General features: G+C 57.9%; 14 protein-coding genes and 1 tRNA gene. 6 read left to right on the top strand and 9 right to left on the bottom strand.

The window, feature by feature from the left end; translation table 11 throughout:
- Window positions 1-4: 4 nt before the first annotated feature.
- Window positions 5-80 (top strand) — tRNA-Asn (locus tag AC07PT_RS01835).
- 81 nt (window positions 81-161) lie between these two features.
- Here the strand turns inward: AC07PT_RS01835 and AC07PT_RS01830 are convergent.
- From AC07PT_RS01830 to AC07PT_RS01820, 3 genes are all read right to left on the bottom strand, one after another.
- Entirely contained in the window at window positions 162-2,669 is a 2,508-nt protein-coding gene (locus AC07PT_RS01830; protein ID WP_494655580.1) for a PAS domain S-box protein, read from the bottom strand.
- A gap of 40 nt (window positions 2,670-2,709) precedes the next feature.
- Entirely contained in the window at window positions 2,710-3,507 is a 798-nt protein-coding gene (locus tag AC07PT_RS01825) for an ABC transporter substrate-binding protein (protein WP_494655579.1), read from the bottom strand.
- Between the two features lie 143 nt (window positions 3,508-3,650).
- A complete protein-coding gene (locus tag AC07PT_RS01820; protein ID WP_492345225.1) occupies window positions 3,651-4,025 on the bottom strand; it encodes a response regulator transcription factor in 375 nt (124 codons plus the stop codon).
- A 129-nt stretch (window positions 4,026-4,154) separates the two neighbouring features.
- Here AC07PT_RS01820 and AC07PT_RS01815 point away from each other — a divergent pair, with 129 nt between their 5' ends.
- The 5 genes from AC07PT_RS01815 (at window position 4,155) to AC07PT_RS01795 (ending at window position 8,009) form a co-directional block, all read left to right on the top strand.
- Window positions 4,155-4,808 (top strand): response regulator, encoded by a 654-nt coding sequence (locus AC07PT_RS01815; protein ID WP_492345224.1) that lies wholly within the window; start codon window positions 4,155-4,157, stop codon window positions 4,806-4,808.
- A gap of 22 nt (window positions 4,809-4,830) precedes the next feature.
- Window positions 4,831-5,580 carry a response regulator gene (locus tag AC07PT_RS01810; protein WP_494655578.1) on the top strand — a complete coding sequence of 250 codons (750 nt, stop codon included), beginning with the start codon at window positions 4,831-4,833 and terminating at the stop codon, window positions 5,578-5,580.
- 70 nt (window positions 5,581-5,650) lie between these two features.
- The gene (aat, locus tag AC07PT_RS01805; RefSeq protein ID WP_494655577.1) at window positions 5,651-6,409 is read left to right on the top strand and encodes a leucyl/phenylalanyl-tRNA--protein transferase; all 759 of its coding nucleotides are present in this window, start codon (window positions 5,651-5,653) and stop codon (window positions 6,407-6,409) included.
- A gap of 5 nt (window positions 6,410-6,414) precedes the next feature.
- Window positions 6,415-7,161: an arginyltransferase gene (locus AC07PT_RS01800; protein ID WP_494655576.1), complete on the top strand. Its 747-nt coding sequence runs from the start codon at window positions 6,415-6,417 to the stop codon at window positions 7,159-7,161.
- Between the two features lie 110 nt (window positions 7,162-7,271).
- On the top strand, window positions 7,272-8,009 hold the full coding sequence (locus AC07PT_RS01795; RefSeq protein WP_492345220.1) for an IclR family transcriptional regulator: 738 nt from the start codon (window positions 7,272-7,274) through the stop codon (window positions 8,007-8,009).
- A gap of 113 nt (window positions 8,010-8,122) precedes the next feature.
- Here the strand turns inward: AC07PT_RS01795 and AC07PT_RS01790 are convergent, their stop codons facing one another.
- From AC07PT_RS01790 to AC07PT_RS01765, 6 genes are all read right to left on the bottom strand, one after another.
- Window positions 8,123-9,130 (bottom strand): serine hydrolase, encoded by a 1,008-nt coding sequence (locus AC07PT_RS01790; protein WP_492345593.1) that lies wholly within the window; start codon window positions 9,128-9,130, stop codon window positions 8,123-8,125.
- Window positions 9,131-9,250: 120 nt separating this feature from the next.
- Window positions 9,251-10,789, bottom strand: a complete 1,539-nt coding sequence (locus AC07PT_RS01785; protein WP_492345219.1) for a 2-isopropylmalate synthase — start codon at window positions 10,787-10,789, stop codon at window positions 9,251-9,253.
- Between the two features lie 241 nt (window positions 10,790-11,030).
- Window positions 11,031-11,870, bottom strand: coding sequence for a CDP-diacylglycerol--serine O-phosphatidyltransferase (gene pssA / locus AC07PT_RS01780; protein WP_492345218.1), 840 nt, complete (start codon window positions 11,868-11,870; stop codon window positions 11,031-11,033).
- 182 nt (window positions 11,871-12,052) lie between these two features.
- Window positions 12,053-13,069 (bottom strand): ketol-acid reductoisomerase, encoded by a 1,017-nt coding sequence (ilvC, locus tag AC07PT_RS01775; RefSeq protein WP_492345217.1) that lies wholly within the window; start codon window positions 13,067-13,069, stop codon window positions 12,053-12,055.
- 126 nt (window positions 13,070-13,195) lie between these two features.
- The gene (gene ilvN / locus AC07PT_RS01770; protein ID WP_492345216.1) at window positions 13,196-13,687 is read right to left on the bottom strand and encodes an acetolactate synthase small subunit; all 492 of its coding nucleotides are present in this window, start codon (window positions 13,685-13,687) and stop codon (window positions 13,196-13,198) included.
- 118 nt (window positions 13,688-13,805) lie between these two features.
- Entirely contained in the window at window positions 13,806-15,575 is a 1,770-nt protein-coding gene (locus AC07PT_RS01765) for an acetolactate synthase 3 catalytic subunit (RefSeq protein WP_492345215.1), read from the bottom strand.
- Window positions 15,576-15,738 lie beyond the last annotated feature (163 nt).

The raw sequence follows: 15,738 nt of genomic DNA, 5'->3' as shown, positions 1-15,738 counted from the left end.
GCGTTCCTCGATAGCTCAGTCGGTAGAGCGCCGGACTGTTAATCCGTAGGTCCCTGGTTCGAGCCCAGGTCGAGGAGCCATTCAAAGGTCTTGCAGGCACATGCCCGCAAGACCTTTTTCTTTTGGGCCATCCATCCGTCTCAACGAGACTGCGCCCCACTTCAGCTCAAAGGCATCGGCTGGCTGTCAGCACCACCCGACCGGGCCGGAAAATAGATGTGAAACTCCGCACCGCCATCGGATACGTTGCAGGCACGAATCCGTCCACCATGACCCTCAACAATTTTTCGGCAGATGGCCAGACCCAGCCCTGTCCCACCCGAACCATTCTTGGTTTTGCTTGATTGGACAAAGGCTTCAAAGATCTTCTCCAATTCGGCCTCGGGAATGCCAGGGCCCCGATCACGCACAACGATGTGAATTTCACCGCCATCACCAATCTGGGCGGAGAGTGCCACCGTTTGATCATTGGGTGAGAACTTGACCGCATTGGCCAGCACATTGCGGATCACCTGCTGAAAACGCAAGGGATCAGCCCGCGCCACCAGGGGCAGATCCGACAAGTCCATGTCGAGAGAGAGGTTCTTGCGCGCGAGCAACGGCCCCATTTCCCGAGCCACCGGCCTGATGAGGGAGCGCAGATCCACGCTCTCAAGGTGAAAAGTGCCGACCGTGCTTTCGATCTTGGAAACATCCAGCAGATCATTGACCAACGCCAGCATTCGCTGCCCCGAGGCATTGATGTCATGAAACATGGCAACGATGCGATCACTGCCTTTGCCTCGCATCACTCCCAATTCCGAGAACCCGATGATCGACTGCAGCGGCGTGCGCAATTCATGGCTGATGTTGGCCACAAACTCCGACTTCGAGCGCGACGCCTCCTCCGCCACGTCACGAGCCTCCCGGATGGCGCGCTCTGCTTCACGAAACTCGGTCACATCGGTGAGCACCGTCAGCACGCCGATCAACGCACCCGATTCACCCGGCACCATCACCTTGCTGATCAGAACATCTCGCATGCCCATGTCGTAGCGCGAGATGCGCGACTCGAAACGGATCTCCCCGCCCTGCCGAACCAGTTGTGCTTCAGAATGCTCATGCAACTGAGCCTCACCGGAAGGCAGAAAATCTGCGAAGCGCTTGCCGATGACTTGACCGCGATCCAGGCCCTTGAACTGCTCCCAGGCTTTGTTCACCATCACCAGACGACCCAGTTCATCTGCCATTGACGTGGGCTCGGGACTGATTTCAAGCATCAATCCAATCAAAGACAACTGCATCTGGAGTTGCCGCTGTGTCTCCAGCAACTCGGTGATGTCCACAGCGCTGCCCGCAAAGGCCGTGATGCGCCCATCCACCAACAAAGGAACCACGGCCAATTCGAAATGGCGAGTGCGCCCGTCTGCTCCAACCGTGGAAGCCCGGCAATGGCGTACGCCATCCAGATGGTCCAGCGCAAACAAAGTGGTTCGATCGGTGGACCGCTCAGGTACCAGCACATCCAGTACGCTGCGACCCAAGGCCTGGTGCGCCTGTGCCCCGAGCAACGCAGCCCAGCGCGCATTCACGTAGGTCACAACCCCCGATGCATCTGTTCGAAAAATCAACTCCTGCAGGCTACGCAACAGCACACTCAGTTCGCGTTCGCTGCGCACCACCTGATCACGAGCCCGATCAAACAAAACCCGGGAGCGTTCGCGAGCCCGCAAACTACGGTACAGAACAACCGCCATGCCCAACAGCATGAACACCACCACCAGGCCCGCGACCAACACCGGGCGCGCCCGCGCCAGCCAGCGCTGGGTGGAAGCCCCCAGCGCCTGCTCAACCAAAACCACCAAAGGCCAGGCCCTGGAAGCCCGAAAGGCCACCAGCGTCTCCTCCCCGGCAGCCGAATGCTCCCGGTAGCTGCCATGTTCGCGCGCGACCTGCCGCTCGCTGAACAGACTGTGGTGCGCCAAACTCAGCCCAGGGGCCTCCACCATGTCCACGGTACTGGTCAATAACAACCCCGTATAGCTGGTCACAAGGACCGAAAGCGGGTTGTCGCCAATCACCTGACGCTGAAAATTCACCAAGGCATCGGGATTGATCAGCGCCACCACCAACATCGGCTGCCCCCCCGCCAAAGCAAAGCCATACAACATGGGCAGGCTGTTGATTCCTGAACGCAATTCAGCCTGAGACGCTCCCACCTCAAAGTCCGCCAGGCTCCGCCCACGAATCAACGGCCCCAACGAAGCTTGGCCACGGGCGGGACGCGACCCCAGCAATGAAAGATTGACTTGGCGCTGAACGTCGCCCGCGGAGGAACTGACCAGAACCCGGCCTTGAGCGTCCAGAACAGCGATCGAACGAACAAAGGGAACACCACCAAGTGCCTGAGTCAGTTGCCGGCTCAGATGCGGCAGGTCGGCCTGAGAGTCCTGCAACAGAACCGTCTCTGCAATGGAGTTCTGCACCACCGCCACCGCGTCAAAAGACCGACTCGCCTGGTCCTCGATCACCCGCGCATAGAGCTCTTGCTGCCGGAGATCTTGCTCTACCACCTGCTGGTGACCACGCCAAGACATCCAGACGATGGCCATCAGCAACAGCAATGCAAACATGACGCCCGTGAACAGCGCAAGCTGGCTCGACAACCACTGGGCCGATGAGTGTTTCAAGGAGGAATCTTGACGCATCTAAACCGTGCCTAAGCACCCGTCAAGGCTGAACCACCATGGAGGCCAGCCCATGCCTTTTGGCAAGAACCTCCAGACGACCATCTTTTTGAATTCGGGACACAAAATCATCCACCACGGAATACCAACTTTCGTCCCCCGGCTTCACCGCATAGCCGTAGGGCAAAACATGAAATGGTTTTGGAGAGGAGATCAAGGTGGCCCAATCTGCGTTGTCCAGCAAGCGACGGCTGTAAGGATAATCGGTCATGAAAACATCGATCCGCCCGGCCTCCAGTTCGCGCTCCCGGGTCTGGGGCGGCTTGATACTGACAAGCTTGGCATGTTTGAGCTCAGCAGCCATCACCGGCTCCATGAATGTCCCGGACTGGACGCCTACCAAAATGCCTGGGCGGTCAATGTCTGCCCATTGTTTGATGGTGGCACTGCCGCGCGTGGTGATGGCATAAATATCGCTGCGCAAATAAGGTCTGGTGAATCGCAGATGCTGCATGCGTTGCGCAAGCATGCCCACAGCAAACATGGCAATATCGCAGCGATCGCTCAAGAGGTCGGACACCAGGGAGGCAAAGCTTGAATCGACGAACTCAACTTTCATCGACAGGTCCGCCGCCAACTCGTGGGCCAAGTCAATATCGACCCCGACCAGTTGCTGAGTGCGGGGATTGCGATAGGTGACGCCATAGTAATCTGGCCAGATGCAGACCCGAACCACCTTGCTCGCCTGCACTCGGTCGTGGACGCTACCAGCGATCAACGGCGACATCGCCATCGAAAGCCCCAGGACCAGGCAGCAACTCACCAGAAACCGATGCACCATGATCTACTCCTGGTATCCGTCATTCGCCCCATTTGCAGGTGCCGGAATCGCACAAGGCCCCCAAGGCATGCGCTCATCCTGCCGGCGACAAAGACAGGGCGCCCGGTCGTCACCCATTGCCGGCCCACCGCCCACGAAGGGATTCACGATGAAGCTTCTTCGAGTTTGTTGATGGTTTCGATCAACTGCAACAGGCTGAATGGCTTGACCAGGTACTCGTCAGCCCCCGCTTCGAAACCAGCTGCACGGTCTTCGCTCTGCCCACGGGCCGTCAGCAAAATGACCTTGGAACGAGCCAATTGCGCGTTCGCCTTGATTCGGCGACAAACTTCCAAGCCATCGATGCCGCCTGGCATCATCACGTCAAGCAGCACCAGATCGGGGTGCAACTCCTCGGCCAAGCTGAGGCCCGCCTGCCCATCCGCTGCTTCGAATATTTCGTACGCCACAAACTCCATGGTCATTCGCAAAAGCTTGCGAATATCCGCATGGTCATCGACGATCAGTATTTTTTTCATGCAGTACCTCGCGATAATTCAAAAATCGCCTGCCAAGCTGATTTTTGACAAGATAACGATATCATATAAATTATTTTTATCATTTGTCAAGTCTTTTTTTACAGCAGTCGTGCCAAAATACAGCGCATCATGACCCAAGAAGAAAATTCCACACGCGATCACTACACAACCCTCGAGGTAGCCGGCCTGTTGGGCATGGCAGTTCGATCGGTTCAACTGATGGTCGACAGGGAGGAACTCGAGGCCTGGAAGACGCCAGGAGGCCATCGACGGATTTCTCGCTCCTCGGTCGAACGCTGGATTGCCTCACGCAAACCGGCGGGAAGCCAGGTCGACCGCCACAGCGCCGACCCCGCGACGGGCCGTTCAGTGCCAGGTTCAGGGGGATCACGGGTCCTGCTGATTGAAGACAGCACCCACTTCCAGAACCTGGTCAGCATGCTGATCCGGCAGCACTTCCCCAACGTCGACTTGCGTGTCGCCGACGATGGAATTGCGGGCTTGGCCATTTATGGACAGTTTCAACCCGACATCTTGATTGTCGACATCCTGCTCCCCGGTATCGATGGCCCTACCCTGATCACCAGTTTGCGCTCGCATCCCCAGTTTGCCCGCAGCCAATTGATCGTCATCACCTCGCTCGACGAAACCCAACGGGGCCCCTACGCCTTCGCGCTGAAGGGCGTTCGCGTCATCCACAAACCTAGGCTGGTCGCCGAACTGCCCGGCTTGTTGGCCCAGGTGTTACCCACAGGGGCAGGTCAAGTCAAGTCATCCGTCTGAAGGCCATTGCATGCCGCGCATCTTGCTGATCGAGGACGACGCCTCGATACAACGCTTCGTCGAATTCGCGCTGGAGGACATCGGTGCCGAGTTGATGATCACGGATACCGTCAAGCAAGGCATCAACTACCTGAGCCAGTCGCCGTTCGACCTGATTCTGACCGACCTGATGCTGCCGGGTGAATCGGGGGTCACCTTGCTCGAAAAGCTTCGTGAACAACCTGATCTGGCTCCACAGACCAAGGTGGTGGTGTTCAGTGCCGGCCTCACGAGCAGTGTGAAAACCCAGCTGCAGGCGCTTGGGGTTTGGCGCATGTTGTCAAAGCCGATTTCAGTTCTGGATTTGCTGAACTGCGTGGAAGAGGGCTTGTCTACCCAGCCAAGTTCTCAGGCATCGATCCAGACCGACGCTCCCACTGCCCCACCGTCGTCTTCACTGCAAGACCTTGAGCGCCATGCCATCGAGACCCATTTCAATGGCGATACGCAGCTGTTCATGATGTATCGGCAGGCCTGCATGGCCCAATTCCAAGTCGATATAGAAACTGGCGACCTGGCCAGCCAAAGCCACGACCTGCCGGCCTTGCGTCGAATGGGTCACAGCCTGAAGACCGTGCTGCACACACTCGCCGAAGAAAATGGCGCCCAGATCGCCAAAGCCCTCGAGCAATTGGCAGAGCGACAAGAATTGATCGCGGCTCAACATCAATGGGGGCACTTGCGCAACGCACTGCTGGATGCACGGCAAAGGCACCTTGCGACGCCATGCTGACCCTTCCGCCCAAGGCCGGCGGCCTGGCCGGGTCGGATGCGCCTGACGGCAAACCGTGCTGGGCATTCTCTTGAACAAGCCTCACACACCGCCACAGCTGCCCTTTCTTGCACCGGGTGAGCCCTTCCCCCCTGTCGAGCGCAGTTGGGGTCGTATCGACCCTCTGCCTGGCTTGCTCGCGGCAGGAGCGGATCTGAGTCCGACCACCTTGGTCGAGGCCTACCGGCAGGGAATATTCCCCTGGTTCAGCGACGGTCAGCCCATCCTCTGGTGGAGCCCCGATCCTCGCATGGTGCTCCCCCCCAGCGGCTTTCGAATGCGACGTAGCCTTCGGCAAACGTTGGCCCGATTGGGTTCACAGTGCCAGTTTGAGGTCCGATTCGACACCCAGTTTGAGGCGGTCATGCGCGCTTGTGCTCAAAGCCCGCGACCGCAACAGCAAGGCACCTGGATCACCGAAGGCATGATTCAGGCCTATCTGGCTTTGCACAAGATGGGCATTGCCCACAGCGTGGAGACCTGGGTCGATGGCCAGCTTCAAGCGGGGTTGTACGGAATCAACATTGGACGAGCCATGTTTGGCGAATCCATGTTCACACGCATGCCTGATGGCTCGAAGCTGGCACTGGCTGCCTTGGTGGGTTTTTGCCTGGAAAACAACATCGAGTGGATTGACTGCCAGCAAAACACAAGGCACCTGGCCTCCATGGGGGCCCATGAAATAGAACGCAAGACCTTCACCGCGTGGCTTGAAAAGGCCACTGCCATGGCCGCGCCAAGCTGGCAATTTAATTCCGTATACTGGGATCGTGTCAGCCGCCTCAGGTAAAGACCGTGACCCAGCTCAATGACCTGCCCCTGCAAGCCCTGCAGTTCTATGCAACAGCGCCCTACCCCTGCAGCTATTTGCCTGAAAGGCAGGCACGCTCTCAGGTTGCAACGCCCGGTCATCTGATTCAGACCAGTCTTTATTCGGATCTGGTCTCTGCAGGGTTCCGGCGCAGTGGCATGTGCACTTACCGCCCTTATTGCGATGGTTGCAGGGAATGCCAGCCCCTGAGAATTCTTGTACGGGACTTCAAGGCCAATCGCAGCCAACGCCGCGCCGCAAGGCTTCACGAGCATCTGGAAGCGCGTGTTTTGAAGCTGCACTTTTCAGCTGAGCACTACCAACTTTATTTGCAATACCAGGCTGGCAGGCACGCTGGTGGCGGCATGGACCATGACAGCGTCGATCAGTACACCCAGTTTCTGCTGCAAAGCCGCGTGAATTCTCGGCTGGTCGAGTTCCGCGAACCCTCCACGCATCCGGACACCCCTGGCCTTCTTCGCATGATCAGCATCCTGGATGTCCTGGACGATGGACTGTCAGCGGTCTACACGTTTTACGATCCCGATGTCGGCGGCAGCTATGGCACCTACAACGTGATGTGGCAAATCGAGCAGGCCAAGTCACTTTCGCTGCCTCATGTGTACCTGGGCTACTGGATCAAATCCAGTCCGAAGATGAGCTACAAAGCCCAGTACCTGCCTCATGAGGTTTTGGTGGATCAGACGTGGATTCGAAGTACGGCGCGCTGAACGGACATTCATTTCACCAAGTAAAATAAGAACAACTCCAAACATGGTTAGCAATGCGAAAACGAGATACCACCCAGCCGACCAGTCCAAGCATTCAGGTCATAGAACGCATGTTTGCGTTGATCGATGTACTGGCCTCTCGCGAAGAGGCCATCTCGCTCAAGGAGATCAGCGAGAGAACAGGGCTGCATCCGTCCACAACCCACCGGATTTTGAATGACCTGGCAACGGGACGATTTGTCGATCGACCTGAAGCCGGCAACTATCGGCTGGGCATGCGCCTGCTGGAGTTGGGCAATTTGGTCAAAGCCAGGCTCAGTGTGCGCGATGCGGCCCTCGCCCCCATGCGAGAGTTGCACAAGCTGATTCAACAGCCAGTCAACCTCAGTGTTCGCCAAGGCGATGAAATCGTCTATGTCGAGCGCGCCTACAGCGAAAGATCGGGAATGCAGGTGGTTCGAGCCATTGGCGGCAGGGCACCGCTGCACCTGACCTCGGTGGGTAAACTGTTTCTGGCTGTGGACGAGCCGCAGAAGGTCAGAGCCTATGCCACGCGCACAGGACTGGCCGGGCACACGCGCAACAGCATCACACAACTCCCGCTGTTGGAGCGAGAGTTGTCCAAAGCCCGCCAGTACGGCATTGCCCGCGACAACGAAGAACTGGAGCTGGGCGTGCGCTGCATGGCCGCCGGCATTCATGATGACCAGGGACGCCTGGTCGCCGGGCTTTCCATTTCAGCGCCAGCAGATCGCCTGGATGAAGGTTGGTTACCCAAGCTTGAGGCAACGGCGGGTGAAATTTCACAAGCCCTGGGCTATAAACCCAGCCCTTCCAGCGCGGGCTGATGTTCAAAGCCTGATCAAAGCAGGCGCTCAATCAAAAGAGCCTGGGTGTCTCAAGACATCCCAGGCTCTTTTTTCATGGGTCCGCCGATCTTCGGCGGACAGGGTTGAACGCATCAGCCGTTGCGGGCAGCGATCAAAGGATGGTTGCTCTCCACCCAACGCTTCACACGCTCCGCATCGGCAATCCGACTGAGTTTGCCCGCCGAATCCAGAAACACCATGATCAATTTGCGACCAGCCACCTTGGCCTGCATCACCAGGCATTGCCCGGCTTCAGAGATGTAGCCGGTCTTCTGCAGCCCAATGTCCCAAGCCGGATTTTTGACCAAGCGATTGGTGTTGTTGTATTGCAAAGTGCGGCGTCCCACCTCGACCTGATAACCGGGCGATGTGGTCAGCTCTCGGAGCACCGGGTCGGTGTGCGCAGCATTCACCAATACGGCCAAATCACGTGCACTGGACTGATTTTTGCTTGACAGGCCTGTCGGCTCGACGTAGCTGGTATCCCCCATGCCCAAAGACTTGGCTTTGGCATTCATCAGAGACACAAAGGTTGCCAAACCCCCCGGGAAGGTACGTCCCAGTGCGTGGGCGGCCCGGTTTTCGCTGGACATCAAGGCCAGGTGAAGCATTTCACCCCGACTCAGGGTCGAGCCCACAGCAAGGCGGGAGCTGCTTCCCTTTTCGGTGTCGACATCATCCTGAGTGATGGTGATGTTCTCATCCATCGACAAATGAGCTTCACTGACAATCACGCCCGTCATGAGCTTGGTCAACGAGGCGATGGGCAGCACGGCCTGATCATTCTTGCTCAGAAGCACTTCGTGGGTGTCTTGGTCCACCACCAACGCCACGCTTGACCGCAGCGCCAAAGGGTCTGACGAGCCGTGCAAGCCCGCCATCTGCCCAAAGGAAGCCTTGGCCGGCACGATGACTGCAGCCCGCGCGGGCACCTTGTGGTGGCGCGGCGCATGTGCCACCTTTTGAATCGCATGGGTTCGCACGACTGCCGTCTTTTTGCGCTCTGCAGCGTGAACCCCTCCCACCGAAACAGCCAGCACCAAGGCCGAAAAAGTCATCAAACGGTTGAAACGGTTCATGGGAGCGATCAAAGAGGACATCATGCAGGCTCTCCGTGCAGACAACATATGTTACACACGGCTACGATAAAGAAAAACCCGCACAAGATCAACCACTTGCACGGAGTTTTTCAGGTTTTCCGAGAATTATAAAGAGCCTGCTCAGCCCTGTGCCGCTACCCGGTCAGCTTTACTGTGCAATTTGTTCAAGGCGCTGAGGTAGGCCTTGGCCGATGCCACAACGATGTCCGGATCAGACCCCACACCGTTGACGACGCGGCCACTGTTTTGCAGTCGAACGGTTACTTCGCCCTGACTCTCGGTCGAACCACTGATGGCGTTGACCGAATACAGCACCATTTCGGCACCGCTTTTCACATGGGACTCGATGGCCTTGAGCGAGGCGTCCACAGGGCCGTTGCCATCCGACTCACCGCGAACCTCTTTACCCTCCACCGTGAAGACAATGCTCGCACGGGGACGCTCACCCGTTTCGCTGTGCTGCGACAAAGAGACCAGGCTGTACTGCTCTTTCTCAGTCGCCACACTCTCGTCACTGACCAGGGCCAAGATGTCTTCGTCAAAGATCTCGCTCTTGCGATCCGCCAACTCCTTGAAACGACTGAACGCGGCATTCACCTCCTGCTCGCTTTCCAGACTGACACCCAACTCTTGAAGGCGTTGCTTGAAAGCATTGCGGCCACTGAGTTTGCCCAAAACGATCTTGTTGGCCGACCAACCCACGTCTTCGGCACGCATGATCTCGTAGGTGTCGCGCGCCTTCAACACGCCGTCCTGGTGAATGCCAGAAGCATGGGCGAACGCGTTGGCGCCGACCACTGCCTTGTTGGGCTGCACCACAAATCCCGTGGTCTGACTGACCATTCGGCTGGCGGCAACAATGTGTTGGGTATCGATGTTCAGATCAAGGTTGAAATAGTCACGGCGAGTCTTCACCGCCATCACAACCTCTTCAAGCGAACAGTTGCCAGCCCGTTCACCCAGACCGTTGATCGTGCACTCGATCTGACGGGCACCCCCAATCTTGACGCCAGCCAACGAGTTGGCCACTGCCATGCCCAAATCGTTGTGGCAATGAACCGACCAGATGGCCTTGTCGGAGTTGGGGACGCGCTCGCGCAATGTCTTGATGAAGTTGCCGTACAGTTCCGGCACGGCGTAGCCCACGGTATCTGGAATGTTGAGGGTGGTCGCCCCCTCGTTGATCACCGTCTCCAGCACACGGCAAAGGAAATCCATGTCGCTGCGATAGCCGTCTTCGGGGCTGAACTCGACATCGGCCACCAGATTGCGGGCAAAACGCACAGCCTGCTTGGCCTGTTCGAGCACCTGGTCAGGCGTCATGCGCAGCTTTTTCTCCATGTGCAACGGCGACGTTGCGATGAACGTATGGATGCGCGAGCTGTTGGCGCCGCGCAGCGCTTCGGCAGCCCGGGAGATGTCACGGTCGTTGGCACGGGACAGAGAACAGACGGTCGAGTCCTTGATCGCGTTGGCGATGGTCTGGACCGCTTCGAAATCGCCGTTCGAACTGGCGGCAAAGCCGGCCTCGATCACATCCACACGAAGACGCTCCAGCTGACGTGCGATGCGCAGCTTCTCGTCCTTGGTCATGGAGGCGCCAGGGGATTGCTCGCCATCACGCAATGTGGTGTCGAAAATGATCAGCTTGTCAGTCATGAAGGTCTCCGGAAAGGTTGAATCTTGAGCCCAAAAAAGAAAAGGCCCGCAACAGATGAAACTGGCGGGCCGCTCGGGGTAATCCTGGTGTCAGATGTACGCGCTCAGCCCGCCCTGCTTAGCAGAAGGGCCACTAGCGACAAGCCAATGTAAGCAAACAGCTCAAGCTTCAGAGCCGCACCAACACCGACACGCAACAAGTGGGAAACACGCATGCGAGCAAATGTAGCACAGGCTCTGCTCACTTGTGCAAGCCGCGTTCGTCGGGCTCATCGGTGCTTGTACTGATCACACTGGTTTGCATGCCCTTGGTTCGACGCCAGATGTACACGCCATAACCGCTGAACCCATAGATGATGAACAGGCCAAACAACACGATGGGGGGATGGATGTTGATCACAGCAATCCCGAGCGCGATCAGCACGATCACAGCAAACGGAACGCTCCGCTTGAAATGCACATCCTTGAAGCTGTAAAAAGGCACGTTGGTGACCATGGTCAGGCCGGCATACAGAGTCAGCGCGAAGGTGATCCAGGTCACCTGGGTCCAGGTCAGCCAGCTGGACTCACCCGCGCGAATTCCGGCTTCGGTGACCAACCAGATCAAGCCCGCCACCAGGGCTGCGGCCGCTGGCGATGGCAAGCCTTGGAAGTAGCGCTTGTCGACCACCGCTGTGTTGACATTGAAACGAGCCAGGCGCAATGCCGCACAGGCACAGTAAACGAATGCCGCGATCCAGCCCCAACGACCCAAACCCTTGAGCGCCCACTCGTAGGCGATCAAGGCAGGCGCCGCACCAAACGAGACCATGTCAGCGAGTGAGTCCATCTGCTCGCCAAAGGCACTCTGCGTGTTGGTCATGCGCGCCACGCGACCATCCAGGCTGTCCAACACCATGGCACAGAAAACGCCCACGGCAGCCTGGTCAAACCGGCCGTTCATGGCCATCACGATCGAGTAAAAACCACCAAACAAGGCTGCCAACGTGAACAGGTTGGGCAGCACATAGATGCCCTTTCTGCGCTTTGGCAGCACCACCTCATCCAGGCTGTCAGGTGATGACGCGTTGCCATCGTGCATGAATCGTTCTCCATTCCAAAAAGCGGCAAGCCGATCAGGACTGCCAGCAAGGCTTGGTACAACCCCAAGCCCAGTCAGCCAAGTTTAAGCCACAGGACCCCTGTGAATCCAAAAAACAAGGGCCACCCGAGGGTGGCCCTTGTCAGTTCGAGGCAAAGGCATGGCGCCCATGCCAAGCTTCATCAGTTGCGGGTCTGGTCAACCAGCTTGTTCTTGGCAATCCAAGGCATCATGGCGCGCAGTTGGCCGCCCACCTTTTCGATGGAATGGTCGGCGGTGTTGCGACGACGAGCGGTCATGCTCGGGTAGTTCAAACGGCCTTCCTGGATGAACATCTTGGCATAGTCACCGTTCTGAATGCGCTTCAGGGCATGGCGCATGGCAGCACGCGATTGCTCGTTGATGACTTCAGGGCCAGTCACGTACTCACCGAACTCAGCATTGTTGGAGATCGAGTAGTTCATGTTGGCGATGCCGCCTTCATAGATCAGGTCAACGATCAGCTTGAGTTCGTGCAGGCATTCGAAGTACGCCATTTCGGGGGCGTAGCCAGCCTCGACCAGGGTCTCATAGCCCATCTTGATCAGTTCGACAGCACCACCGCACAGAACGGCTTGCTCGCCGAACAGGTCGGTCTCGGTTTCTTCCTTGAAGTTGGTCTCAATGATGCCGGCCTTGCCGCCACCGTTGGCCATGGCATAGGACAGGGCCAGATCACGGGCCTTGCCACTCTTGTCCTGATGAACAGCCACCAGGTGAGGCACGCCGCCGCCTTGCGCATACGTCGAGCGGACCGTATGGCCAGGGGCCTTCGGAGCCACCATCCAGACGTCCAGATCGGCACGGGGCACCACCTGGTTGTAATGCACGTTGAAACCGTGAGCAAAGGCCAGCGAAGCACCCTGCTTGATGTTGGGCGCCACGTTGTTGGTGTAAACCTCAGCGATCTGCTCGTCGGGCAGCAGAATCATGACCACATCAGCAGACTTCACAGCCTCGTTGACTTCGAGAACGGTCAGGCCAGCCTTGCCAACCTTGTCCCACGAAGCACCGCCCTTGCGCAGTCCCACCACCACCTTCACGCCGCTGTCGTTCAGGTTTTGGGCGTGAGCATGCCCTTGCGAACCGTAACCGATGATGGCAACAGTCTTGCCCTTGATCAGGCTCAGGTCACAATCCTTGTCGTAAAAAACTTTCATGATGTTCTCCAATGAATGAGGTTTGGCGATAACGCCCAGTGACAGGCTCGGGGCGAACGCTCGGGAACAATCGCCATATAAAGATCGGTTCGTGTTGAGCCTGTCGAAACACGACCGAACAGAAAATCAGACGCGCAGTATTCTCTCACCACGCCCGATGCCGCTGGCGCCCGTGCGGACGGTCTCAAGAATGGCGCTGCGGTCGATCGCGTCCAGGAACGCATCGTTCTTGGACAAGTCACCGGTCAGCTCGATGGTGTAGCTCTTCTCAGTCACGTCGATGATGCGGCCTCGGAAAATGTCGGCCATGCGCTTCATCTCTTCGCGCTCCTTGCCGACGGCACGGACCTTCACCATCATGAGCTCACGTTCTGTGTAGGCCCCTTCGGTCAGGTCAACGACCTTCACCACTTCGATCAGACGATTCAGATGCTTGGTGATCTGCTCGATGACGTCATCGGAGCCAGCGGTCTGGATCGTCATGCGCGACAGGCTGGGGTCCTCGGTGGGCGCCACTGTGAGCGACTCGATGTTGTAACCGCGGGCCGAGAAAAGACCCACCACGCGGGACAGGGCACCTGCCTCGTTTTCGAGCAGGACTGCAATGATGTGCTTCATGAAAAGGATTCCTCTTTTCGCCGCCCTCCCCGCACCACGGTAATGGTGCAGCTTGGCGGTCAATAGATTCGTCGAAAGATTGGACCGGGTGCACGAAGGGCACCCAAGGTCCGCATGGTCAGAGGTCTTCAGACCCCAGCAGCATCTCGGTGATGCCCTTGCCGGCCTGCACCATCGGGAACACGTTCTCGGTGGGGTCGGTGCGGAAGTCCATGAAGACGGTACGGTCCTTCAGTTTGCGGGCCTCGCGCAATGCAGGCTCGACATCCTGGGGTCGCTCGATCAACATGCCCACGTGGCCATAGGCCTCCGCCAATTTCACAAAATTAGGCAAGGCGTCCATGTAGCTGTGGCTGTAACGGCCAGAGTACTCAATCTCCTGCCACTGACGCACCATGCCGAGATATCGGTTGTTCAGCGAGCAGATCTTGATCGGCGTGTTGTACTGCAGACAGGTCGACAGTTCCTGGATGTTCATCTGCACCGAACCTTCGCCCGTGATGCAGAACACCTCGCTGTCCGGCTTGGCCAGCTTGATGCCCATGGCGTAAGGAATGCCCACGCCCATGGTTCCCAAACCACCCGAGTTGATCCACCGACGTGGCTCATCGAAACGGTAGTACTGGGCAGCCCACATCTGATGCTGACCCACATCGGATGTGATGTAGGTGTCGGCGTCGCGGGTCATGTTCCACAGGGTCTCAACCACATACTGCGGCTTGATGACCTCGCCATTGCCACGATCGTATTTGAGGCAGTCGCGCTTGCGCCAACCTTCGATGGTGTCCCACCACGCGCCCAACGCTGAAGCATCGGGACGCTGGCTGCCTTCACGGATCATGCTGATCAACTCACCCAGCACGTCCTTCACGTCGCCGACGATCGGAATGTCGACCTTCACCCGCTTGGAGATGCTGGAAGGATCGATATCGATGTGAATGATCTTGCGCTCGTTCTGCGCGAAGTGCTTGGGATTGCCAATGACGCGATCGTCAAAGCGGGCCCCCACGGCCAGCAGGACGTCGCAGTTCTGCATGGCATTGTTGGCCTCAATGGTGCCGTGCATGCCCAGCATGCCCAGGAACTTGCGATCCGACGCGGGGAAAGCACCCAAACCCATCAGGGTATTGGTCACGGGATAGCCGAGCAACTCGACCAGCGTACGCAACTCCTGGGTGGCATTGCCCAGCAACACACCACCACCGGTGTAGATGTAGGGGCGTTTTGCCGTCAACAACAGTTGCAGGGCCTTGCGGATTTGCCCACCGTGGCCTTTGCGCACCGGGTTGTACGAGCGCATCTCGACGGTCTCAGGGTAGCCGGAATAGGCCACCTTCTTGAAAGACACGTCCTTGGGGATGTCCACCACCACGGGGCCCGGGCGGCCGCTGCGCGCGATGTGGAAGGCCTTTTTAAGAGTCAAAGCCAGATCGCGCGGATCTTTGACCAGGAAATTGTGCTTCACGATAGGCCGGGTGATGCCCACGGTATCGCATTCCTGGAAGGCATCCAGACCGATGGCCGGCGTGGGAACCTGGCCACTGATGATCACCATCGGGATGCTGTCCATGTACGCAGTGGCGATGCCGGTGACCGCATTGGTCAAACCGGGGCCAGACGTCACCAGGGCCACACCCACGTCACCGGTGGCACGTGCGTACCCGTCAGCAGCGTGAACGGCAGCTTGTTCGTGGCGCACCAGAACGTGCTGAATCGAATCCTGTTTGTAAAGCGCGTCGTAGATGTAAAGAACAGCACCACCCGGGTAACCCCAGATGTACTTGACGCCTTCGGCCTGAAGGCCTTTGATGAGAATTTCCGAGCCCATCAGCTCTTGCGAGGGCACTGCTGCTGCAGCGGAGGCCATTTCAGCCTTTGAGATTTCCATGATCAACCTTTGTGAATTTCTCTGACGAAAAACCTTGGGTGCCCCTTCCCGAGCTCTTGTGAAGCCGCGTCAGGACTTAGGGCCACAGCCATGGGCACACTGATTCTTGTGCCGGACGGTGACCCGTTTGCCGTTAATTTGCTCGCGCATTATCGCACTCAGG

The sequence above is a fragment of the Curvibacter sp. GW821-FHT09D12 genome (assembly GCF_059416245.1).
The sequence above is the reverse complement of the archived record's forward strand: the minus strand, read 5'-3'. Positions and strand labels throughout refer to the sequence as shown.